Origin of the sequence: Pseudomonas sp. YeP6b (assembly GCF_025642995.1) — a bacterium.
In the GTDB taxonomy this organism is placed as follows: Bacteria; Pseudomonadota; Gammaproteobacteria; order Pseudomonadales; family Pseudomonadaceae; genus Aquipseudomonas.
In genome coordinates, this window is record NZ_CP080090.1 from 1,073,118 (window position 1) to 1,097,070 (window position 23,953).

Annotated in this window: 14 protein-coding genes, 2 tRNA genes and 3 rRNA genes; 10 read left to right on the forward strand and 9 right to left on the reverse strand. The window is 58.0% G+C overall.

The features are described 5' to 3' along the window. Positions 1-114: 114 nt before the first annotated feature. The 6 genes from KZH41_RS04710 to KZH41_RS04735 all read right to left on the reverse strand — a co-directional run bounded on the left by KZH41_RS04710 (position 115) and on the right by KZH41_RS04735 (position 6,238). Positions 115-1,473: an 8-oxoguanine deaminase gene (locus tag KZH41_RS04710; RefSeq protein ID WP_242154222.1), complete on the reverse strand. Its 1,359-nt coding sequence runs from the start codon at positions 1,471-1,473 to the stop codon at positions 115-117. A gap of 277 nt (positions 1,474-1,750) precedes the next feature. Next, positions 1,751-2,437 (reverse strand): SDR family oxidoreductase, encoded by a 687-nt coding sequence (locus KZH41_RS04715; RefSeq protein WP_242154225.1) that lies wholly within the window; start codon positions 2,435-2,437, stop codon positions 1,751-1,753. A gap of 57 nt (positions 2,438-2,494) precedes the next feature. After that, a complete protein-coding gene (locus tag KZH41_RS04720) occupies positions 2,495-3,076 on the reverse strand; it encodes an IMPACT family protein (protein ID WP_094951771.1) in 582 nt (193 codons plus the stop codon). Positions 3,077-3,088: 12 nt separating this feature from the next. Further along, positions 3,089-3,748, reverse strand: coding sequence for a TetR/AcrR family transcriptional regulator (locus KZH41_RS04725; RefSeq protein WP_094951772.1), 660 nt, complete (start codon positions 3,746-3,748; stop codon positions 3,089-3,091). 87 nt (positions 3,749-3,835) lie between these two features. Further along, a complete protein-coding gene (locus tag KZH41_RS04730; protein WP_263274458.1) occupies positions 3,836-5,230 on the reverse strand; it encodes a uracil-xanthine permease family protein in 1,395 nt (464 codons plus the stop codon). 87 nt (positions 5,231-5,317) lie between these two features. Further along, positions 5,318-6,238 (reverse strand): LysR family transcriptional regulator, encoded by a 921-nt coding sequence (locus KZH41_RS04735; protein ID WP_094951774.1) that lies wholly within the window; start codon positions 6,236-6,238, stop codon positions 5,318-5,320. A 125-nt stretch (positions 6,239-6,363) separates the two neighbouring features. Here KZH41_RS04735 and KZH41_RS04740 point away from each other — a divergent pair, with 125 nt between their 5' ends. The 10 genes from KZH41_RS04740 to KZH41_RS04785 all read left to right on the forward strand — a co-directional run bounded on the left by KZH41_RS04740 (position 6,364) and on the right by KZH41_RS04785 (position 18,920). Then, positions 6,364-7,713 carry an aspartate aminotransferase family protein gene (locus KZH41_RS04740; protein ID WP_263274459.1) on the forward strand — a complete coding sequence of 450 codons (1,350 nt, stop codon included), beginning with the start codon at positions 6,364-6,366 and terminating at the stop codon, positions 7,711-7,713. A gap of 39 nt (positions 7,714-7,752) precedes the next feature. Next, positions 7,753-9,246 (forward strand): CoA-acylating methylmalonate-semialdehyde dehydrogenase, encoded by a 1,494-nt coding sequence (locus KZH41_RS04745; RefSeq protein WP_094951776.1) that lies wholly within the window; start codon positions 7,753-7,755, stop codon positions 9,244-9,246. 629 nt (positions 9,247-9,875) lie between these two features. Then, a 16S ribosomal RNA gene (locus KZH41_RS04750) occupies positions 9,876-11,412 on the forward strand. An 82-nt stretch (positions 11,413-11,494) separates the two neighbouring features. Continuing rightward, positions 11,495-11,571, forward strand: a tRNA-Ile gene (locus tag KZH41_RS04755). 30 nt (positions 11,572-11,601) lie between these two features. Next, positions 11,602-11,677 (forward strand) — tRNA-Ala (locus tag KZH41_RS04760). Positions 11,678-11,928: 251 nt separating this feature from the next. Further along, positions 11,929-14,820, forward strand: a 23S ribosomal RNA gene (locus tag KZH41_RS04765). 170 nt (positions 14,821-14,990) lie between these two features. Beyond that, positions 14,991-15,106 (forward strand): 5S ribosomal RNA (rrf, locus tag KZH41_RS04770). The 16S, 23S and 5S rRNA genes sit together here with 2 tRNA genes alongside, the layout of an rRNA operon. 248 nt (positions 15,107-15,354) lie before the next feature. Beyond that, positions 15,355-16,014: a paraquat-inducible protein A gene (locus KZH41_RS04775; RefSeq protein WP_094948839.1), complete on the forward strand. Its 660-nt coding sequence runs from the start codon at positions 15,355-15,357 to the stop codon at positions 16,012-16,014. After that, positions 16,001-16,624: a paraquat-inducible protein A gene (locus KZH41_RS04780; RefSeq protein WP_094948840.1), complete on the forward strand. Its 624-nt coding sequence runs from the start codon at positions 16,001-16,003 to the stop codon at positions 16,622-16,624. Before KZH41_RS04775 ends, KZH41_RS04780 begins: the two co-directional genes overlap by 14 nt. Then, a complete protein-coding gene (locus KZH41_RS04785) occupies positions 16,617-18,920 on the forward strand; it encodes a PqiB family protein (protein WP_094948841.1) in 2,304 nt (767 codons plus the stop codon). Before KZH41_RS04780 ends, KZH41_RS04785 begins: the two co-directional genes overlap by 8 nt. A gap of 171 nt (positions 18,921-19,091) precedes the next feature. Here KZH41_RS04785 and mksF read toward each other — a convergent pair whose 3' ends face one another. Genes mksF through mksB form a run of 3 tightly spaced genes read right to left on the reverse strand, consistent with a single transcriptional unit; the run spans position 19,092 to position 23,903 of the window. Continuing rightward, on the reverse strand, positions 19,092-21,932 hold the full coding sequence (gene mksF / locus KZH41_RS04790) for an Mks condensin complex protein MksF (protein WP_263274460.1): 2,841 nt from the start codon (positions 21,930-21,932) through the stop codon (positions 19,092-19,094). Continuing rightward, positions 21,929-22,636 carry an Mks condensin complex protein MksE gene (mksE, locus tag KZH41_RS04795; protein ID WP_094948843.1) on the reverse strand — a complete coding sequence of 236 codons (708 nt, stop codon included), beginning with the start codon at positions 22,634-22,636 and terminating at the stop codon, positions 21,929-21,931. Before mksE ends, mksF begins: the two co-directional genes overlap by 4 nt. Continuing rightward, entirely contained in the window at positions 22,626-23,903 is a 1,278-nt protein-coding gene (gene mksB, locus KZH41_RS04800; protein WP_094948844.1) for an Mks condensin complex protein MksB, read from the reverse strand. The genes mksE and mksB overlap by 11 nt, the downstream gene beginning before the upstream one ends. Positions 23,904-23,953 lie beyond the last annotated feature (50 nt).

Here is a 23,953-nt window from a genome sequence, read left to right on the forward strand (position 1 = left end):
GTTGGCTTGCCTGCGATGCAGACACCTCGGTTTTTCAGTTGCACCGAGATGATGCTATCGCAGGCAAGCCAGCTCCCACAGAAGCCAGTTCCCACATTTGCATGTGTATTTGGCTTAGGTTCCGGCGATCAGCTGTTTCGCCGCCTGGGTGTGATCGGCGATCAAACCTTTCAAATCCAGGCCTTCAACCTGGCCGTCAATCACTCGCCATTTACCCCCGACCATCACCCGATCCGCACGGTCGGCGCCGCACAGCAGCAGCGCCGAGATCGGGTCGTGGCTGCCGGAGAAGCGCAGCTCGTCGAGCTTGAACAGCGCCAGGTCAGCCTGTTTGCCGACCGCCAGCTCACCAATATCCGTGCGCCCCAGCAATTGCGCCGACCCTTTTGTCGCCCAACCCAGCACGCCTTCAGGCGTGATCTTTTCCGCGCCGTAACGCAGGCGCTGGATATACAGGGCCTGGCGCGCTTCAAGGATCATGTTCGAGGCATCGTTGGAGGCGGAGCCGTCCACGCCAAGGCCAATCGGCGCACCGGCAGCGAGCAGGTCCAGGGTCGGGCAGATGCCGGAGGCCAGGCGCATATTCGAGCTTGGGCAATGGCAGATACCGGTACCGGCGGCGCCGAGACGCGCGATTTCATCCGGGTTGAAGTGAATGCCGTGGGCCAGCCAGGTGCGTGGGCCGAGCCAGCCGACGCTGTCCAGGTAGTCGACGGTACGCAGGCCGAAGCGCTGCAGGCAGAAATCTTCCTCGTCCAGGGTTTCTGCCAGGTGGGTGTGCAGGCGCACGTCGAGGCTGTTGGCCAGTTCGGCGCTGGCTTCCATGATTTGCGGCGTGACCGAAAACGGCGAGCAGGGCGCCAGGGCAATTTGGATCTGTGCACCGTCGCCGCGCTGGTGGTAGGTGCGGATCAGGCGCTGGCTGTCGTCGAGGATCACTTGGCCTTGTTGCACGGTCTGTTGCGGCGGCAGGCCGCCGTCGGCTTCGCCCAGGCTCATGGAACCACGGGTGAGCATGGCGCGCATGCCCAGTTCGCGCACACTTTCTACTTGCACGTCGATGGCGTTTTCCAGGCCGTCGGGGAACAGGTAGTGGTGATCCGCCGCGGTAGTGCAGCCCGAGAGCAGCAATTCGGCCAGCGCGACTTTGGAGGCCAGGGCGAGTTTTTCCGGGGTCAGTCGAGCCCACACCGGGTACAGGGTTTTCAGCCAGGGAAACAGGGGCTGATTGACCACCGGCGCCCAGGCGCGGGTCAGGGTTTGGTAGAAGTGGTGGTGGGTGTTGATCAGCCCCGGCAGGATCACATGTTCGCGAGCGTCGAACACTTGTCCGCACGGCACGGCGGGCTCTTTGCCCCAGCCCAGCACTTCGGTGATCACACCGTCTTGCAGCACCAGGCCGCCACGGGCGTCGAGGCCATTGGCAGTGAAAATCGCGAGGGGGTTTTTTAACCAGATACGGGTCGCAGGCATTGGCCGGCTCCTCTGAATGATGGGTTCAGGTTTGCCAGCTCAGTGTTGCCCTGTCTGCTGATCCAGGGTCGCCGGTGAGGGCGAGGTCGGTAGATTACGTGGAGTTCTGAACCTGGTCCAGCGGTAGGGGCATCCCCAATGCCGTTCAGTTGAGCGCTGATCTCTTGTGGGCGCGGGCTTGCTCGCGAAAGCGGTGGGTCAGTCAACATTAATGTTTGCTGGGCTGACGTCATCGCGGGCAAGCCGCACCGCCGCCCGCATATTTTGATCCGTGGGGTTACCAGGCGATGGTGTTGCCTTTGTAGTCGATAAAGTGATGACCGCCCTTGCCGGTATAGGCATTCACTTGATCCACCAGGCCACGCACGCTGGTCTCCACATCAATGTGCGCGTTTTCACCGCCCATGTCGGTCTTCACCCAGCCCGGGTGCAGCGACAGCACGGTGAGCTTGTGATCACCCAGTTGGGTGATGAAGCTGTTGGTCATGGAGTTGAGTGCGGCTTTGCTGGCTTTGTACAGCGCCAGGTCCGAACCATCGGGCATGGTCACGCTGCCCAGCGCCGAGCTCATGAAGGCCAGCACGCCGCTGTCTTTGCGGATCTGCCCGACAAAACGCTGGGCCAGGTTGATCGGCGCCACGGCGTTGGTGAAAAACAGCTGGCCGACTTCCGCCAGGGTGGCGTGGCCCGGTTCCTGGTTGGCCGGGCCCTTGACGCCGGCGTTGACGAACAGCAGGTCGAAGGTGCGACTCTTGAGGCGCTGGCTCAGGGCGATCACGGCTTGCTGGTCGTCCATGTCGAGCTTTTCGATGTGTACCGGGCCTACGGCTTTCAGGGCATCCGCCTTGTTCGGGTCACGCACGGTGGCGGTCACGTCCCAGCCGTCCTGGAGCAATTGCTTGACCAGGCCAAGGCCCAGCCCGCGCGAGGCGCCGATGATCAGTGCAGTTTTTGGCGTAGGCATGCAGGGCTTCCTTTGACGTCGCGGTTCAGGGGCATTGAGCGAACAACATTAGCAGCTTCAGCGCTCCAGCAGGATGCGTCCACGGCTCAGGTCGGCGAGTTGGGTTTGCAGGGTGTCGATGTGCGCCTCGCCCAGTGCCAATTGCAGCTCCACGCCATTGGCGGTGAAAGTCTCCTCCACCACCAAGCCGCCGAGTTCGGCGACGCGCAGCTTCACCAGGTTCAACTCGGAGAATCCACAGGCGCAACTCAGCGGCACGCGGCTGATCAGTTCGATGCGTTCGGCATTCTGCAGGCATTTATTCGCGCCGCCGCCGTACGCACGGGCCAGCCCACCGGTGCCCAGCTGAATGCCGCCGTACCAGCGAATCACCAGCACGGCGACTTGATCAAACCCTTGGGCTTCGATGGCCGCCAGAATCGGGCGCCCGGCCGTACCACCGGGTTCGCCGTCGTCGTTGCTGCGGTACTGGTCGGCCAGTTTCCAGGCCCAGCAGTTGTGCGTGGCGTTGAGGTCGCTGTACTGCTCGAAAAACGCCTGGGCGTCTTGCGCGCTGGTGATCGGCGCCGCGAGGGTGATGAAGCGGCTTTTGCGTATTTCTTCACGAAATTCGCAAAGGCCGGTAAGGGTGAAAGGCATAAGTCGCTTCGTTTATAGGGCTGGCTTGACGCCACAGCCTTTGAGAATGATGTGGATCAGGTTGGTGCCGGCGTCTTCCATGTCTTGCTTGGTCAGCTTGGTGCGACCGGTGACGCGGCAGATCTGGGTGGCGAAGTCGGCGTAGTGCTGGGTGCTGCCCCACAACAGGAAGATCAGGTGCACGGGGTCGATGGGGTCCATCTTGCCGGCGTCGATCCAGGCCTGGAGTACTGCGGCGCGGCCGCTGAACCAGGCGCGGTAGTCTTGGCTGAAATATTCGGTGAGGCATTCGCCACCACTGATGATCTCCATGGCGAAGATCCGCGAGGCCTGCGGGTGGCGCCGGGAAAACTCCATTTTGGTGCGGATGTAGCGGGTGAGCGCCACGGCTGGGTCGTCCTCGGCGGTCAGCGCGTTGAAGGTGCTGTCCCACAGTTCGAGGATATTGCTCAGCACCGCGATGTACAGGCCGAGCTTGTTGGTGAAGTAGTAATGCAAGTTGGCCTTGGGCAGCCCGGCACTCGAGGCAATGGTGTTCATGCTGGTGCCTTTGTAGCCATGGCGCGCGAATTCATCTTCAGCAGCCTGGAGAATTGCTTGTTCATTCTTTTGCCGAATGCGGCTGGCGGGTTTACCGGCGTGGTTGCTGTGGGCAGGAACTTCGAGGCTCATGGAGGTTTCCGTGCTGATCGATAGAGACGACGTGTGCACAGATAACCCACCCTCAAGCCTCAGACAAGTCCCGATGCAATAAAACCGTCAAAGCGGTTCCAGCGTGTCGCTTTCCGGCGCGTGGTTTGCGCCAGCGCAGGTCACTTTGGCTTCCGGTAATAACAGGCACAACACGATGGCGGTCAGGCCGCCGCTGGTGATGGCGGAATCGAACAGGTTTTGCACCAGGGCTGGCATCAAGTGCAGCAGGCCCGGTTGGGCGGCAATGCCCAGGCCGACGCCGAACGAGGTGGCGATAATCAGCATGCTACGCCGGTCCAGCGGTGCCTGGGCGAGGATGCGCACACCGGCGGCGGCGACGCTGCCGAACATCACCAAGGTCGCGCCGCCCAATACTGGCTTGGGGATTTGCTGCAGCACGGCGCCAATCAGCGGAAACAAGCCGAGGCAAAACAGCAACACGCCGATGTATAAGCCGACGTAACGACTGGCCACGCCAGTGAGTTGGATCACGCCGTTATTCTGCGCGAAGGTGGTGTTGGGAAAGGCGCTGAATGTGGCGGCGATCATGCAACTCACGCCATCGCCCAATACACCGCCTTTGAGCCGGCTTATATAAGAAGGGCCGCTGATGGGCTGGCGGGCGATCATGCAGTTGGCGGTGAGGTCGCCGACGGTTTCGATGCTGCTGATCAGATAAATCAGCGCGATCGGTAGGAACGCGCTCCAGTCGAAGTTGAAACCGAAGCGAAACGGCAGTGGCACGCTGATCAACGGCAAGTCTGGCAAGGCTTGCGGGACCAGTTTGCCGCTGAACCACGCGGCCAGACTGCCGAGGGCCAGGCCGATGATAATTGCCGAGAGGCGCACCCATGGCGTGTTTGAGCGGTTGAGCACAATGATGGTCAGCACTACGAACACGCCCAGCGCCAGATTGATGGGCGCGCCGAAGTCCAGCGCGTTAAACCCGCCGCCTAGGTCGGTGATGCCGACTTTGATCAGGCTGATGCCGATCAGCGTGATGACAACCCCGGTGACTAAGGGCGTGATCACGCGACGCAGTTGGCCGATAAAACGGCTCAACACGATCTGCACGGCTGCGCCGAAAAAACACACGCCGAAGATCATCGCCATGATGTCTTCCGGGCTGCCGCCGCGTTGTTTCACCAAGAAACCCGCCGACAATATCGCGCCGAGAAACGCAAAGCTGGTGCCTTGCAGGCAGATCATTCCGGCGCCGATGCCAAATGGCCTGCGTGCCTGAATGAACGTGCCGACGCCGGAGACCATCAACGCCATGCTGATCAAGTAGGGCAAATGGGCGGTGAGGCCCAGGGTGGAGCCGATGATCAGTGGCGGGGTAATGATCCCGACGAAAGCGGCCAGCACATGTTGCAGTGCAGCCAGTAGGGCGGGCAGCGGTTTTGGCCGGTCATCGAGGCCGTAGATCAGGTCACTGGGGCTGGAGGATTCTGGTGGCATGGTGGGCAAACTCAAGGCGGACGGTTCAAGGTCCTGCTCTCTTGCAAAAAGCTGTCCAGTTGCTCAGCTTTTGGCGAGAGGCCCGAGTTAGCGCGTTGCCGCCAGACTCTCGAGAAAACTTTCCAGCACCAAATGAGGGCGACGGCCTTTGCGTGTGACCGATGCGAGGCTTAAATCGTAAAAACGTGTAGTCGGTTTCAGCGCGCGCAGTCGGCCTTGTTGCACCCACAGGCTGGCGTAGTGATCGGGCAGGTAGCCGATATAGCGGCCGGTGAGGATCAGGAACGCCATGCCTTCGCGGTCCGAGGCGCTGGCGGTGCAGGTGAGTGCTTGGTAATGCGCCTGGATGTCGGCGGGCAGGCGGAAAGTGGGGGCGATGGCGTCCTGGGTGTCGATGCGTGCGTCGTCCAGCTGTTTGTCGTCGGCATAAAACAGTGGGTGTCCAACCGCGCAATAGAGCAGCGAACGTTCGCTGTACAGCGGCTGGTATTCCAGGCCGGACAGCGCGCTGGCCTGGGGCACCACGCCGACATGCAGGCGGCCGTCGAGCACGCCTTGCTCGACTTCGTTGGGGGCGATCATGCGGATCTGGATTTGCACGTCCGGGCCGCGTTCCTTCAACTGTGCCAGGGCGTGGGTGATGCGCATGTGGGGCAGGGTGACGAGGTTGTCGGTGAGGCCGATGATCAACTCGCCGCGCAAATGCTGGTGCAGGCCGTTGACCTCGGTGCGAAAACTTTCCAGGGCACTTAATAGTTGCAGGACCGATTGGTAGACCTCGCGGCCTTCTTCGGTCAGGGAGAAGCCGGCGCGCCCGCGTTGGCACAGGCGTAAGCCCAGGCGTTGTTCGAGGTCGCTCATCTGCTGGCTGATGGCCGAGCGGCCGATGCCGAGCACGGTTTCTGCCGCCGAGAAGCCACCGCACTCCACCACGCTGCGAAAGATGCGCAGCAGGCGGATATCGAAGTCGCTGACTTGGGCCAGTGGGTCGGGTCGACGGCTGCTCATAGTTTAGTGAAGGCCTGACTGAAGGTTAGAAGAGTTGGATTTCACCGACTTTATCCCCATGGCAATTTAGCTGCAACAACGCGTTTCAATCCCGACGCTGCCTTTTGCCTTGCGAGGTTTTGCTGATGAACATGCCCGAAAACGCCCCTTCGTCCCTGGCCAGCCAACTGAAGTTGGATGCTCACTGGATGCCTTACACCGCCAACCGCAACTTCCAACGTGACCCGCGTCTGATCGTGGCGGCCGAAGGCAGTTGGTTGATCGATGATAAGGGCCGCAAGGTGTACGACTCGTTATCGGGCCTGTGGACCTGCGGCGCCGGGCACACACGCAAGGAAATCCAGGAAGCGGTCTCCAAGCAGTTGGGCACCCTGGACTACTCCCCGGGCTTCCAATACGGTCATCCGCTGTCGTTCCAGCTGGCGGAAAAGATTACCGACTTGACCCCAGGCAACCTGAACCACGTGTTTTTCACCGATTCCGGCTCCGAGTGCGCCGACACCGCGGTGAAAATGGTGCGTGCCTACTGGCGCCTGAAGGGCCAGGCCACCAAGACCAAAATGATCGGCCGTGCCCGTGGCTATCACGGTGTGAACATCGCCGGCACCAGCCTGGGTGGCGTCAACGGCAACCGTAAGCTGTTTGGCCAGGGTTTGATGGATGTGGACCACCTGCCGCACACCTTGCTGGCGAGCAATGCTTTTTCCCGTGGCATGCCGGAGCTGGGTGGTATCGCCTTGGCCGATGAGCTGCTCAAGCTGATCGAATTGCACGACGCGTCGAACATCGCTGCGGTGTTCGTTGAGCCGATGGCCGGCTCCGCTGGTGTGCTGGTGCCGCCACAGGGTTACCTCAAGCGTCTGCGTGAGATCTGCGATCAGCACAATATTCTGTTGGTGTTCGACGAAGTGATCACCGGTTTCGGCCGTACCGGCTCGATGTTCGGCGCCGACAGCTTTGGCGTGACCCCGGACCTGATGTGCATCGCCAAGCAAGTCACCAACGGCGCAATCCCAATGGGCGCGGTGATTGCTAGCAGCGAGATCTATCAGACCTTTATGAACCAGGCGACGCCGGAATACGCAGTGGAATTCCCCCACGGCTACACCTACTCGGCGCACCCGGTTGCTTGCGCTGCGGGCCTTGCGGCATTGGACTTGTTGCAGAAAGAAAACCTGGTGCAGAGCGTAGCCGAAGTCGCCCCGCACTTTGAGAATGCACTGCACGGTTTGAAGGGCAGCAAAAACGTGATCGATATTCGTAACTACGGCTTGGCCGGTGCGATCCAGATTGCCCCGCGTGACGGTGATGCCATCGTGCGTCCATTCGAGGCTGGCATGGCCTTGTGGAAAGCCGGCTTCTACGTGCGCTTTGGCGGCGACACGTTGCAGTTCGGGCCAACCTTCAACAGCAAGCCGCAGGACCTGGATCGTCTGTTTGACGTGGTCGGCGAAGTGCTGAACAAGATCGACTGATTTCTCCTTCTATATAGAACAACTTTTCAGGAGCCCTGCATGAGCCTTATCCAACATTTGATCAATGGCCAGTTGGTCAGTGAGTCCGGCCGCACCGCCGACGTGTACAACCCGTCCACCGGCCAGGTGATTCACCAGGTGCCGTTGGCCAGCCGTGAAACCATTCAAAGTGCTATCGACTCAGCCAAGGCGGCGTTCCCTGCCTGGCGTAACACCCCGCCGGCCAAGCGTGCCCAGGTGATGTTTCGTTTCAAGCAATTGCTGGAGCAGAACGAAGCACGTATCTCGCAGTTGATCAGTGAAGAACACGGCAAGACCTTGGAAGACGCCGCGGGCGAGTTGAAGCGTGGCATCGAGAACGTGGAGTACGCGTGCTCGGCGCCGGAGATTCTCAAAGGCGAGTACAGCCGTAACGTGGGGCCGAACATTGATGCGTGGTCGGACTTCCAGCCGTTGGGCGTGGTGGCCGGTATTACGCCGTTCAACTTCCCTGCCATGGTACCGCTGTGGATGTACCCGCTGGCGATCGTCTGCGGTAACTGTTTCATCCTGAAACCTTCGGAACGTGATCCAAGCTCTACGCTGCTGATTGCGCAGTTGTTGCAGGAAGCTGGTTTGCCGAAAGGTGTGTTGAGCGTGGTGCACGGTGACAAGGGCGCGGTGGATGCGCTGATCGAAGCGCCGGAAGTCAAAGCGCTGAGCTTTGTGGGATCGACGCCGATTGCCGAATACATCTATTGCGAAGCGACCAAGCGCGGCAAGCGCGTGCAGGCACTGGGCGGGGCGAAGAACCATGCGGTGCTGATGCCGGATGCGGACTTGGATAACGCCGTGAGTGCCTTGATGGGCGCGGCCTATGGTTCGTGCGGTGAGCGTTGCATGGCGATTTCGGTCGCCGTATGCGTAGGCGATCAGGTGGCGGATGCATTGATCGCCAAGCTAGTGCCGCAGGTCAAGGCGTTGAAAATTGGCGCGGGCACATCCTGTGGTCTGGATATGGGGCCGTTGGTGACGGGCCAGGCGCGGGATAAGGTCAGTGGCTATATAGAAGACGGCGTAGCGTCGGGCGCTGAGCTTGTGGTGGATGGTCGTGGGTTGAGTATTGCGGGCCATGAAGAAGGTTTCTTCCTGGGTGGCAGCCTGTTCGACCGCGTGACCCCGCAGATGCGTATCTATAAAGAAGAGATCTTTGGTCCGGTGCTGTGTGTGGTGCGGGTGAGCAGCCTGGAAGCGGCGATGCAGCTGATCAATGATCACGAATACGGTAACGGTACGTGCATCTTTACCCGTGACGGGGAGGCGGCGCGTCTGTTCTGTGACGAGATTGAAGTGGGTATGGTTGGTGTGAACGTTCCACTGCCGGTGCCGGTGGCGTATCACAGCTTTGGTGGCTGGAAGCGTTCGCTGTTTGGCGACTTACATGCCTACGGGCCGGACGGGGTGCGTTTCTATACCCGTCGTAAGGCGATCACCCAGCGCTGGCCGCAACGGGCCAGCCATGAAGCGTCGCAGTTTGCCTTTCCTAGCTTGTAAGGCGTTGTAGTTGAAAGCCGGCCCCTTGGGGCCGGCTTTTGCGTTTCTGGGGGGGGGGGTGACCGATATGACAGAAATGTGAAAAAAGGTGTTGACGGCAGATTCTGGAAGTCTATAATTCGCCCCACTTCCGGCGCAGTCGAAACGGAAAACTCCTTGGTAAACAAAGAGTTATGCAGAATTCGACAGCGGCTTGCTTCAGTTCGTCGAAGCCCAGAAGGAGTTGGTAGAGCAGTGTTGTTTGGCTCTATTAACGTTTCGATCTTCTCGGTCGAAAGCGGAGAAAAAGAGGTGTTGACAGCAGCGTGTAACGCTGTAGAATTCGCCTCCCGCTAACGAGAGATCGGGAGCGCAAGTGGTTGAAGTTGTTGAAGAAATCTTCGAAAACTTCTGAAAATAATCACTTGACAGCAAATGAGGCTGCTGTAGAATGCGCGCCTCGGTTGAGACGAAAGATCTTAACCAACCGCTCTTTAACAACTGAATCAAGCAATTCGTGTGGGTGCTTGTGGAGTCAGACTGATAGTCAACAAGATTATCAGCATCACAAGTTACTCCGCGAGAAATCAAAGATGTAACCAACGATTGCTGAGCCAAGTTTAGGGTTTCTTAAAAACCCAAAGATGTTTGAACTGAAGAGTTTGATCATGGCTCAGATTGAACGCTGGCGGCAGGCCTAACACATGCAAGTCGAGCGGTAGAGAGAAGCTTGCTTCTCTTGAGAGCGGCGGACGGGTGAGTAATGCCTAGGAATCTGCCTGGTAGTGGGGGATAACGTTCGGAAACGGACGCTAATACCGCATACGTCCTACGGGAGAAAGCAGGGGACCTTCGGGCCTTGCGCTATCAGATGAGCCTAGGTCGGATTAGCTAGTTGGTGAGGTAATGGCTCACCAAGGCTACGATCCGTAACTGGTCTGAGAGGATGATCAGTCACACTGGAACTGAGACACGGTCCAGACTCCTACGGGAGGCAGCAGTGGGGAATATTGGACAATGGGCGAAAGCCTGATCCAGCCATGCCGCGTGTGTGAAGAAGGTCTTCGGATTGTAAAGCACTTTAAGTTGGGAGGAAGAGCAGTTACCTAATACGTGATTGTTTTGACGTTACCGACAGAATAAGCACCGGCTAACTCTGTGCCAGCAGCCGCGGTAATACAGAGGGTGCAAGCGTTAATCGGAATTACTGGGCGTAAAGCGCGCGTAGGTGGTTTGTTAAGTTGGATGTGAAATCCCCGGGCTCAACCTGGGAACTGCATTCAAAACTGACTGACTAGAGTATGGTAGAGGGTGGTGGAATTTCCTGTGTAGCGGTGAAATGCGTAGATATAGGAAGGAACACCAGTGGCGAAGGCGACCACCTGGACTAATACTGACACTGAGGTGCGAAAGCGTGGGGAGCAAACAGGATTAGATACCCTGGTAGTCCACGCCGTAAACGATGTCAACTAGCCGTTGGGAGCCTTGAGCTCTTAGTGGCGCAGCTAACGCATTAAGTTGACCGCCTGGGGAGTACGGCCGCAAGGTTAAAACTCAAATGAATTGACGGGGGCCCGCACAAGCGGTGGAGCATGTGGTTTAATTCGAAGCAACGCGAAGAACCTTACCAGGCCTTGACATCCAATGAACTTTCTAGAGATAGATTGGTGCCTTCGGGAACATTGAGACAGGTGCTGCATGGCTGTCGTCAGCTCGTGTCGTGAGATGTTGGGTTAAGTCCCGTAACGAGCGCAACCCTTGTCCTTAGTTACCAGCACGTAATGGTGGGCACTCTAAGGAGACTGCCGGTGACAAACCGGAGGAAGGTGGGGATGACGTCAAGTCATCATGGCCCTTACGGCCTGGGCTACACACGTGCTACAATGGTCGGTACAGAGGGTTGCCAAGCCGCGAGGTGGAGCTAATCCCACAAAACCGATCGTAGTCCGGATCGCAGTCTGCAACTCGACTGCGTGAAGTCGGAATCGCTAGTAATCGCGAATCAGAATGTCGCGGTGAATACGTTCCCGGGCCTTGTACACACCGCCCGTCACACCATGGGAGTGGGTTGCACCAGAAGTAGCTAGTCTAACCTTCGGGAGGACGGTTACCACGGTGTGATTCATGACTGGGGTGAAGTCGTAACAAGGTAGCCGTAGGGGAACCTGCGGCTGGATCACCTCCTTAATCGACGACATCAGCTGCTCCATAAGTTCCCACACGAATTGCTTGATTCATTGAAGAAGACGATAAGAAGCAGCCCGAAATTGGGTCTGTAGCTCAGTTGGTTAGAGCGCACCCCTGATAAGGGTGAGGTCGGCAGTTCGAATCTGCCCAGACCCACCAATTTTGTGTGGGAAACGCCTGTAGAAATACGGGGCCATAGCTCAGCTGGGAGAGCGCCTGCCTTGCACGCAGGAGGTCAACGGTTCGATCCCGTTTGGCTCCACCACTACTGCTTCTGAAAGTTTTGAAAGCTTAGAAATGAGCATTCCATCGAGGTGATGGTGAATGTTGATTTCTAGTCTTTGATTAGATCGTTCTTTAAAAATTTGGGTATGTGATAGAAAGATAGACTGAACGTTACTTTCACTGGTAACGGATCAGGCTAAGGTAAAATTTGTGAGTTACTCGTAATTGAGTATTATCGAATTTTCGGCGAATGTTGTCTTCACAGTATAACCAGATTGCTTGGGGTTATATGGTCAAGTGAAGAAGCGCATACGGTGGATGCCTTGGCAGTCAGAGGCGATGAAAGACGTGGTAGCCTGCGAAAAGCTTCGGGGAGTCGGCAAACAGACTTTGATCCGGAGATGTCTGAATGGGGGAACCCAGCCATCATAAGATGGTTACCTTACACTGAATACATAGGTGTAAGGGGCGAACCAGGGGAACTGAAACATCTAAGTACCCTGAGGAAAAGAAATCAACCGAGATTCCCTTAGTAGTGGCGAGCGAACGGGGACTAGCCCTTAAGTGGCTTTGAGATTAGCGGAACGCTCTGGAAAGTGCGGCCATAGTGGGTGATAGCCCTGTACGCGAAAATCTCTTAGTCATGAAATCGAGTAGGACGGAGCACGAGAAACTTTGTCTGAATATGGGGGGACCATCCTCCAAGGCTAAATACTACTGACTGACCGATAGTGAACTAGTACCGTGAGGGAAAGGCGAAAAGAACCCCGGAGAGGGGAGTGAAATAGATCCTGAAACCGTATGCGTACAAGCAGTGGGAGCCCACTTTGTTGGGTGACTGCGTACCTTTTGTATAATGGGTCAGCGACTTATTTTCAGTGGCGAGCTTAACCGAATAGGGGAGGCGTAGCGAAAGCGAGTCTTAATAGGGCGTCTAGTCGCTGGGAATAGACCCGAAACCGGGCGATCTATCCATGGGCAGGTTGAAGGTTGGGTAACACTAACTGGAGGACCGAACCGACTACCGTTGAAAAGTTAGCGGATGACCTGTGGATCGGAGTGAAAGGCTAATCAAGCTCGGAGATAGCTGGTTCTCCTCGAAAGCTATTTAGGTAGCGCCTCATGTATCACTGTAGGGGGTAGAGCACTGTTTCGGCTAGGGGGTCATCCCGACTTACCAAACCGATGCAAACTCCGAATACCTACAAGTGCCGAGCATGGGAGACACACGGCGGGTGCTAACGTCCGTCGTGAAAAGGGAAACAACCCAGACCGTCAGCTAAGGTCCCAAAGTTATGGTTAAGTGGGAAACGATGTGGGAAGGCTTAGACAGCTAGGAGGTTGGCTTAGAAGCAGCCACCCTTTAAAGAAAGCGTAATAGCTCACTAGTCGAGTCGGCCTGCGCGGAAGATGTAACGGGGCTCAAACCATACACCGAAGCTACGGGTATCACTTAGGTGATGCGGTAGAGGAGCGTTCTGTAAGCCTGTGAAGGTGAGTTGAGAAGCTTGCTGGAGGTATCAGAAGTGCGAATGCTGACATGAGTAACGACAATGGGTGTGAAAAACACCCACGCCGAAAGACCAAGGTTTCCTGCGCAACGTTAATCGACGCAGGGTTAGTCGGTCCCTAAGGCGAGGCTGAAAAGCGTAGTCGATGGAAAACAGGTTAATATTCCTGTACTTCTGGTTATTGCGATGGAGGGACGGAGAAGGCTAGGCCAGCTTGGCGTTGGTTGTCCAAGTTTAAGGTGGTAGGCTGGAATCTTAGGTAAATCCGGGATTCTAAGGCCGAGAGCTGATGACGAGTTAACTTTTAGTTAACGAAGTGGTTGATGCCATGCTTCCAAGAAAAGCTTCTAAGCTTCAGGTAACCAGGAACCGTACCCCAAACCGACACAGGTGGTTGGGTAGAGAATACCAAGGCGCTTGAGAGAACTCGGGTGAAGGAACTAGGCAAAATGGCACCGTAACTTCGGGAGAAGGTGCGCCGGTGAGGGTGAAGGACTTGCTCCGTAAGCTCATGCCGGTCGAAGATACCAGGCCGCTGCGACTGTTTATTAAAAACACAGCACTCTGCAAACACGAAAGTGGACGTATAGGGTGTGACGCCTGCCCGGTGCCGGAAGGTTAATTGATGGGGTTAGCTAACGCGAAGCTCTTGATCGAAGCCCCGGTAAACGGCGGCCGTAACTATAACGGTCCTAAGGTAGCGAAATTCCTTGTCGGGTAAGTTCCGACCTGCACGAATGGCGTAACGATGGCGGCGCTGTCTCCACCCGAGACTCAGTGAAATTGAAATCGCTGTGAAGATGCAGTGTATCCGCGGCTAGACGGAAAGACCCCGTGAACCTTTACTATAGCTTTGCACTGGACTTTGAATTTGCTTGTGTAGGATAGGTGGGAGGCTTTGAAGCGTGGACGCCAGTTCGCGTGGAGCCAACCTTGAAATACCACCCTGGCAACTTTGAGGTTCTAACTCAGGTCCGTTATCCGGATCGAGGACAGTGTATGGTGGGTAGTTTGACTGGGGCGGTCTCCTCCTAAAGAGTAACGGAGGAGTACGAAGGTGCGCTCAGACCGGTCGGAAATCGGTCGTAGAGTATAAAGGCAAAAGCGCGCTTGACTGCGAGACAGACACGTCGAGCAGGTACGAAAGTAGGTCTTAGTGATCCGGTGGTTCTGTATGGAAGGGCCATCGCTCAACGGATAAAAGGTACTCCGGGGATAACAGGCTGATACCGCCCAAGAGTTCATATCGACGGCGGTGTTTGGCACCTCGATGTCGGCTCATCACATCCTGGGGCTGAAGCCGGTCCCAAGGGTATGGCTGTTCGCCATTTAAAGTGGTACGCGAGCTGGGTTTAGAACGTCGTGAGACAGTTCGGTCCCTATCTGCCGTGGACGTTTGAGATTTGAGAGGGGCTGCTCCTAGTACGAGAGGACCGGAGTGGACGAACCTCTGGTGTTCCGGTTGTCACGCCAGTGGCATTGCCGGGTAGCTATGTTCGGAATAGATAACCGCTGAAAGCATCTAAGCGGGAAACTAGCCTCAAGATGAGATCTCACTGGGACCTTGAGTCCCCTGAAGGGCCGTCGAAGACTACGACGTTGATAGGTTGGGTGTGTAAGCGCTGTGAGGCGTTGAGCTAACCAATACTAATTGCCCGTGAGGCTTGACCATATAACACCCAAGCAATTTGACTACTTCGGACTTGGAAACAAGTAGAGGCATCAGATTGCGGTGTGTGAAGACGATAGAACCGAAAGTTCGATCTCACAAAACACCGAAAGCTATCACATACCCAATTTGCTGAAGCGAGGCCATAAGGTCACGACTCAGTACCCGAATTTCTTGACGACCATAGAGCATTGGAACCACCTGATCCCATCCCGAACTCAGCAGTGAAACGATGCATCGCCGATGGTAGTGTGGGGTTTCCCCATGTGAGAGTAGGTCATCGTCAAGATTAAATTCCAGAACCCCTGTTTGCTAACGCAAACAGGGGTTTTGTTTTGGGCGGTCGGAAAGTGTAGAGGCAAGTTTGCTCGCCAAGCACGTTAACGTTAAGCGGCCAACTGATACTAAGCATCACCTAAGTGCCCCTCCGTTCTTGCATCTCAAATCCACCAATACCTCCCGACAAAATTGCACAGTTATTTCTGAACCAGACCACTAGAATAGGAACCTACCTTTTTTAGAGCTCGAGCCCTATCTATGCCCGATCCGGTTGATACCCTCGAGGTGTCGGACTTACCACTGGAGGATCTGGTGGCATGCCATGAGTGCGACTTGCTGATGCGCAAGCCCATACTCGCCCTCGGTGAAAAAGCCCAATGCCCACGCTGCGGTTACGAGCTCTATGCTCACCGCCACAACGTCGTTGAGCGCAGCCTCGCCTTGGTGCTGGCAGCGCTATTGCTGTACATCCCCGCGAACTTTTTACCCATCATGCAGCTCAATCTACTCGGGCAGTCCTCAGACGACACCGTGTGGAGCGGCGTTATCGGCCTGTTTGATACCGGTATGCAAAGTGTCGCGGCCGTAGTGTTTCTGTGCAGCATGGGCATCCCGCTGCTCAAATTGCTCTGCCAATTGGCCGTGCTGCTCAGCATTCGCTGGAAGATCGGCCGCAGTTATGGGCTGCTGCTCTACCGCATTTACCATCACCTCAAGGATTGGGGGATGTTAGAGGTCTACCTGATGGGTGTGCTCGTCGCGATCGTAAAGCTCGCCGACATGGCCTCCATCACCATCGGCCTCGGGCTCATTTGTTTCGTCAGTCTATTAATCGTTCAGGTACTGCTTGAGGTGGTGATGTCGCCCCACCAGATCTGGCAGGCGTTGTCAGGAGAGGATGATCATGCGGGCGATTGATGCGGGCATTCTGATTTGTACTGAATGCCACGAGTTGAACAAGCAGAAGACCGATACTGATGAGCAGCTCTGCACCCGTTGCGGCGCGCTGATCCATGCCCGTCGCCCCAACAGCCTCACGCGTACCTGGGCGTTGCTGATCACGGCGGCGATCTTGTATATCCCCGCCAATCTATTACCAATTATGACCGTCAACTCCCTTGGCCAGGGCGAACCCAGTACCATCATGGCCGGCGTGATCCAGCTGGTTCAGCACGGCATGTTCCCCATCGCTGCGGTGGTGTTTATCGCCAGTATCCTGGTGCCGACGTTCAAGCTGGTAGGCATTGGCCTGCTGCTGTTCTCGGTGCAGCGTCACCAACCGCTGTCCGCGCAACAACGCATTATCATGTACCGCTTTATCGAATTCATTGGCCGCTGGTCCATGCTGGATATCTTCGTGATCGCCATCCTGGTTGCGGTTGTTAACTTTGGGCGACTTGCCAGTGTCGAGGCCAATCTCGGTGCTGCAGCGTTCGCCAGTGTGGTGATCTTGACGATGCTTGCCGCAGTAACTTTTGATCCCCGACTGATTTGGGACAACACGGAGTCGGACGACGACCATGAGTGATTTGCCAAAAGCTAAAACCCGCCCAGCCTCCAACTGGTCGGCCATTTGGGTGTTGCCCTTGATTGCCCTGATCATCGGCGGCTGGCTCGGATGGCGTGCTTATTCCCAGCAAGGCATCGAGATCCAGGTGCGCTTTGAAAGTGGCGAAGGTATCCAGGTCAACAAGACCGAAGTGGTTTACAAAGGCATGACCGTCGGCAAGGTCAAGACCCTGGCGCTGGACGATGAGGGCAGCAATCGCGGGGTGATCGCCACCGTTGAGATGAACAAGGATGTCGAGCAATACCTCAAGACCAATACGCGTTTCTGGCTGGTCAAACCCAGCGTCAGCCTTGCCGGTATCACCGGCTTGGAAACCCTGGTCTCGGGTAACTACATTGCCGCCAGCCCAGGCGACGGTGAGCCGACTCGCAAGTTCAAGGCCCTCTCCGAAGAGCCGCCTTTATCTGATGCCAAGCCCGGCTTGCACCTGACCATCAAAGCCGATCGCCTCGGCTCGCTGAATCGTGGCAGCCCGGTGTTCTACAAGCAGATCCAGGTCGGCCAGGTCAAAAGCTATCTGCTGTCCGAAGACCAGAGCACCGTCGAAATCAAGGTCTACATCGAACCGACCTACGCCAGCCTGGTGCGCAAACATACGCGTTTCTGGAACGCCAGCGGCATCAGCATCGACGCCAACCTCTCCGGCGTCAAAGTGCGCAGTGAATCCCTTTCCAGCATCGTCGCCGGCGGCATCGCTTTCGCCACACCGGAGAATCGCAAGGACAGCCCGCCAACCGACCCGAGCCTGCCGTTCCGCTTGTACGAAGACTTTGACGCTGCCGCCGCCGGTATCAAGGTCAAGGTCAAACTCACCGACTTCGAAGGCCTGCAGGCTGGGCGCACCCCGGTCATGTACAAAGGCATTCAGGTCGGTAGCCTGAAAACCCTGAAGATCGACCCGGACCTGTCCAGCGCCAATGCCGAGCTGACCCTCGACCCACTCGCCGAAGACTACCTGGTGCAAGACACCCAGTTCTGGGTGGTCAAGCCGTCCATCTCCCTGGCCGGTATCACTGGCCTGGAAGCCTTGGTCAAAGGTAACTACATCGCCATTCGCCCCGGTGACAAAGGCAGCGCACCACAACGTGAGTTCGTTGCCCGGGCCAAGGCGCCACCGCTGGACCTGCGTTCCCCAGGCCTGCACATGGTGCTCTTCACCGATAACCTCGGCTCGCTGGATGTCGGCAGCCCGATCCTCTACAAGCAGGTCAAGGTCGGTTCGGTGCAGAGCTACCAGTTCTCGCGCAAGAACAAGCAACTGGTGATCGGCGTTCACATCGAGAAGGAATATGAAAACCTGGTCAACGGTTCGACACGCTTTTGGAATGCCAGCGGTGTCACGCTGACGGGCGGGCTCACCGGCGGCATCCAAGTGAAAAGTGAATCCCTGGCCAGCCTGATGGCCGGCGGTATCGCCTTCGAAACCCCGGAACCGAACGTGCCGCTGAAAAAACGTATTCCGCGCTTCCGTCTGTTTGCTGATCGCGAGGCTGCCAATCAACACGGCACCTTGGTAACCATCAAGGTTGATCGTGCCGACGGTTTGCGCCCCGGCACGCCGGTACGCTTCAAAGGCCTGGACGTGGGCAAGATCGAGAGCGTCGACCTGAGTGCCGACATGCAGTCGGTGTTGCTCAGCGCGCGCATCACCCAAGTGGCTGACCGGATCGCACGCACCGGCAGCCAGTTCTGGGTGGTCAAGCCAGAACTGGGCCTGATGAAAACCTCGAACCTGGAAACCCTGGTCACCGGCCAATACATCGAAGTACAGCCCTCCGCGAAAAACGCCGGGCCACAAAAAAGCTTCGTTGCGTTGGATAAGCCACCCGAGGCGGTCCATCAGGAGGAAGGCTTGAGCCTGGTGCTCAGCGCTGCACGCCGTGGCTCGCTGAAGGAAGGCGTCCCCGTCACCTACCGCGAAGTCACGGTCGGCAAAGTCACCGGCTACGAGCTGGGCCAGACCGCCGACCGCGTACTGATCCATATCCTGATTGAGCCCAAGTACGCGCCACTGGTACGCAGCGGCAGCCGCTTCTGGAACACCAGCGGCTTCGGGCTCGACTTCGGCCTGTTCAAAGGCGCGACGGTACGTACCGAGTCCCTGGAGACCCTGGTCGCGGGCGGCATCGCCTTCGCTACGCCAGATGGCGAGCGCATGGGCAACACTGCACGGCCGCAGCAAACCTTCCCGCTGTTCGACAAGTTTGAAGATGAATGGCTGACGTGGGCGCCTAAAATCCCGCTCGGCAAATAAACCGAGGCGCGGCCATCGCGGGCAAGCCCGGCTCCCACATTCAACCGCATTTAACTTTTAGGAATGCGCTCACCTGTGGGAGCGGGCTTGCCCGCGAAGAGGCCGTAACAGGCGACAAAAAAGGCCCCTGGATTCTCACCCAGGGGCCTTTTTGCATTTCAGTTCAACCGATCAAACCTCATCCAACTCCGGCTCATCCGCCTGCACATTCACCGTAGCCTTTACTGCATCGTGACGACGGATGTACTTCCAGTCCGCCTCATCAATGTAGATGCCATTCGGCCCGCTGCCGCCTTCCAGGTCGATCGCCACTTGGGCGGACACCTGCGGCTTCACACTGGCCAGAATCGGCACGAAGCCCAACTGCAAGCTGGTTTCCAGCAGCGCCGCCTGGTTCTTCTCATCGATGTCCGCCGCCTCGTCGAGGTAGTACGGCAAACGCACACGCCCGGCCTGATCACGGTCCATCAAGTGCAGCAACAAGTACATGTTGGTCAGCGCTTTGATGGTCATGGTGGTGCCGTTGGACGCCGCACCGTCGATGTCGGTGTGAATCACCGGCTGGCCATGCACCTTGGTGATCTCGAACGCCAGCTCGAACAAGTCCTTGAGGCCCAACTGGTTATGGTTGGCCGCCACCAGGCGCGCGAGGTATTCCTTGGCCTCTTCGTTCTTGTTGTCCTGCTCGGCGCTCTGGCTTAAGTCGAACACCGACAGGGTTTCGCCTTCTTCATACTGACCGGCACTGTGGATGATCTGGTCGATATGCTTGAGGGCTTCCTTGTTCGGCGCCAGCACGATGCGGAAGCTTTGCAGGTTGGACACCTGGCGCTTGTTGATCTCGCGGTTGAACAAGGCCAACTGGTGTTCCAGGCTGTCGTAGTCGCTGCGGATATTGCGCAGGGTCCGCGCGATGTCGGTCACCGCCGCACGGCGTGCCTTGCCGAGTGTCAGGGCTTCATCGGTACGGTGTGCATAGGCGTTGATCAGCAGGTGCAGGCGACGCTCCATATCATCTTCACTGTCGAACTTGGCCACGCCTTTGAGGCGCACCTGTGCATACAGTGCGTCGATCTGGCCATCGGCGCGCAGCAAACCTTGCCAGCTGTCCTGATAGTCATTGAGCAGCGGCAGCAGATTGTCCATGGAGTCGTCGACCGGGTCCATGAACGGCGTGCCGAACGGCAAGTCTGCCGGCAGCAACTGGCGACGGCGCAGCGCGTCATCCAGCGTGCGTTGCTTGGCTTCCATATCGCCGATCTGACGCCCAACCAATTGCAGCTTGGCCGACAGTTGCTGCACACGTTCGGTGAAGGCATCACTGGAGCGCTTCAACTCATCCTGCGCGGCTTCCATCTGCGCCAGGTTTTCCAGCTTCTCGCCTTCTTCGGCGCTCAAGGTCTGCGCACGACGGAAGTCTTCCAGCGCTTTCTGCGCATCCAGCACTTGCTGGTACAGCGCTTCGGTCTGGGTCTTGCTCGCCGCACGGTCAGAAGCTACAGCCTGCTGCGTCTTGAGCTGCTTGAGTTCTTTTTCCAGGCGCTCTTTCTGGTCGCGCAACGCCGCGCGATCCGCCAAGGCCTGCAACGCAGGTGGCTCGATGTGGGAAATGTCGATGGACAGCCCCGGCACTTCAAAATGCTCACCTTTGAAGCCATCAAGGATCTGCTCCAGGGATTTCACCCACTGGCCGTCCTCGTCCAGCGTGATGCCATGCTCGCCCAATGGCAGGCTGAACAACGAACTGTTGAACAAACGCATCAGACGCTCGACATCCTGCTGCGAAAACTCCTCGTGCAGTTTGGCGTAGCTGTTGTTGTCTGCGTGGTCGAGCTGTTGCTTGACCGACTTCAGGCGCTTTTCCAGGTCGCGCAGACGCTCGTCCAAGTCCTCGGCGCTGAACTGCCGGGACTGTGCCAACGCACCTGCCAACTCATCGTGGGCATCCTTGGCGGCCAGCAGTTGCTGCTCCAGCACCTTGACGTCATCCACCAGCGCAAAGCGATGCTTGAGCACCGACAGCTCGCCCAACCAACGCTGAATGCCACTGATTTCCCGCTCCAGGCGCATCAGCTCCTGGGTGCCGCCGCGCTGATCGTTTTGCAGCGCGTCCTGTTCATTGCGGTAGTGCTCGGCCTGGATGGTCAGCTCTTCCTTGCGCGCACTGGCGTAGTCCGACCAGGTGCCCAGCAACGAGTCCAGCAATGGCGACAGGCGATGCAATTTGCCGCGCAACGTGTCGCGCTGGCGAACGCCATTGGCCAGGGCTTCAACCAACGGGCCGGCAGCCACCAGCGAGTTGTAGTCCTGCTCCATGCGCCGCACATCGCGGAAGGCTTCTTCGCACGCGGCGATGTAATCGACACTGCCGGAACGCAGGCTGTGTTCGAAGGCATCCAGGAACAATTGCTTGAGTTTGGCCGCGGTGATTTCGCGCATGTGCAGCAGGTTGATAAACAGTGCGCGAAAGGTCTTCAGACTCTGCTCGCTGGTGGAGCGCAGCGGAATCAGGGTCAGGTCCAGCGGGATCGACGTGTGGCCGCCCACCAGCAAACGGCGCAGTTCATCCGGCTTGAGTTCGTAGGCTTTCAGGCCTTCGCGCTCAAGGTTGGTGAACAGCTCTTTCTGGCGCAGGCAGGTGTCGTTTTTCTGGTAGTGGGCCAAATCCAGCTTGCCGGCATAGGCAAAGAACTGGTGACCAAAACCACCGCCGGGGCCACGCCCGACCACGCCGATCACGTGCGGGCCGTGGGGCAGCGAGACTTCCACGAGGATGTAGCTGGTGTCGGTGGCAAAGTAGAAGCGCCGCGATTGCTCCAGGGTGTACTTGCCGAAACTCATGTCCGACATGCGCGCCAGAATCGGGAATTGCAGGGCGTTGATCGACGCGGATTTACCCAGGTTGTTCGCGCCATACACCGACAGCGGCTCTTCCAGCGGGAACAGGCCCAAACTGTAACCGGCGGTGTTCAATAGGGCGAAGCGGCGGATGCCGTAGCGTTCCTTACTCATGCATCGGTCTCCTGTTCTTCGGCAATGGCGCGGGCCATCGCGTCTTCTTCGCTTTCTTCTTCGAAGTCACTCAAATCCAGCGGGTCATCGGTCTTCAGCAGTTTCTCGTCGCTGTCTTCGTCGATGATCACCGGCGCCGGCAATGGCAACACGCTGTGCACGCTGGCCGCGAGGTCACGGTCTTGCTGCACCGACAGGCACACGTCGAGGAAACGGTGCATCGGCGGCAAGAAGCGGTACACGCCGTTGTCTTCGCTGGCAAAGCCCAGTTGGGTCATGCGGCGCATGATCTTTTCTTCGAGTTCTTCCTGGGTCTGCACTTCGGCCTGGATAAACAGGTCGCGGTACTTCTCCAGTAGCGAGGGCAACTCATCGCGGCCCAAGCTGCCACCGTCGAGCACGGCGATCGGGTCGCGGCCTTGGTCGGCCAAATGCTCGACGATGATGAAGGTGAACAGCGCCAGGCGCTGGGCGGTCTTGTTCACCTGCGCGCTGGCGATGGCGGAGTCCGGTACGAAGTAATAGAAACCACGGGTATCGCACACCAGTTCAAAGCCCAGGGCCTTGAACAGCGTGCGGTACTGGTCCTGGAAGTTCGACAATTGCGCGTACAGCTCCGGGTCGCGGCGGCTGACGTGATAACCCTTGAACAGCTCGCGAAAGATCGGCGCCAGCTGGGACAGTTCGGATAGATCAAGTTGCATTAGGTGTACTCGCAGAATTCTCGGCCGTATCAGAGCCGGCCGGGAGCAGGGCGAATGAGCGCAGGCTGACCTGGTGCTCGTGTGTGTGATAGTCGCGGCGTTCCAGGCGTTCGCGCTTGAAACGTTTCTCGCGTGAGAGTCGCGAGAACCAGTACAGCAATTCGTCGGTGGCGCCGTCCGGTTCCTGCTCCAGCAGCCAAGTCATCAGGTCCGGCATCGGCAGTGCATCTTCGCAGCGCTCGAGCATTTCCTTGACCGTGCGCGGTGCACGCTGGGCTTCGCCCTTGTGGGATTTGTGCGCCTTGGGGAAACGCGCCGGTTTCGGCTCGAAATTCGCCAGGGCATACACATAGGCCTCGACCTGGCTGGCACTGCCGAGGAAGGTGCTTTGCGGCCGGGTGAACATCGGCATCGCCGCCTGCGGCACCGCGTCCAGGCCTTTACGGCGAATGGCCGACAAGGCCAACGCCGCACCACGGGTCACGGCGTTGTGCCGGCGTGCTTCTTCACGCAGCGGCAACAGCAGTTCGCGGGCGTGACGCAAGGTCAGCTGGGCGCTGGTCTGCATTTCGAGGATGCGCGCGTGGGTACGCAGCAGCATGTCATCGTCCACCAGGTGGCCGAGGCGCTGCTGTTCGGTAAGCATGCGCAGCAGCACGTTCTCGACCTTGCGCACGCCTTGCTCGAAGGCACCGTCGGCGTTCACCAGTTGGATCATCGGTTCGACGTATTCGTCCCACGTCGCCAGGACCTCGGCGTAACGCTGGCGCAATGGGATCTGCCGGTCGCTGGTCTTGGCGCGGTCGGCCACGGCGGCGAGGGCTTGTTCGTCGTTGGCGAGCTTTTTCAGCACGTCGCGTACGCGCATATCCAGCAGGCGCAGTTGACGGGCCAGGTCGTGGCCATCGCGGATGTCGAAGGCGTCCTGGATATAACCGGCCAGGCGCTCAAGGTGGCGCAGGTAGGCTTCGATTTCCAGGCACAGGCCAAGCCGGTGCTCCTTGCGAAGATAAGCGAGGAAGTCGTGGATCTGTGCGTTGAGCTCGAAACGGTTCGGGCTCTTGGCGACAGGCACCAGGATATCCAGGCGAATCCACACGTCCAGCAGGCTGGTGATGTCCTGGGGCGTGCTGTCCAGTTGTTGGGCGGCCAATTGCGCGCGCAGCTCGCCCAGGCTCAAGGTGCCTTGGTCGAAGTGTTCGCACAGTGGCTCAAGTAAGGCCCAGTGTTCGGCGAGGGCGCGCAGGACGCGCTTGGGTTCGATCATGGAATGGCCGGCTGGTTGGCGATTAAAAGTCGCGATTGTACTGCATCAGG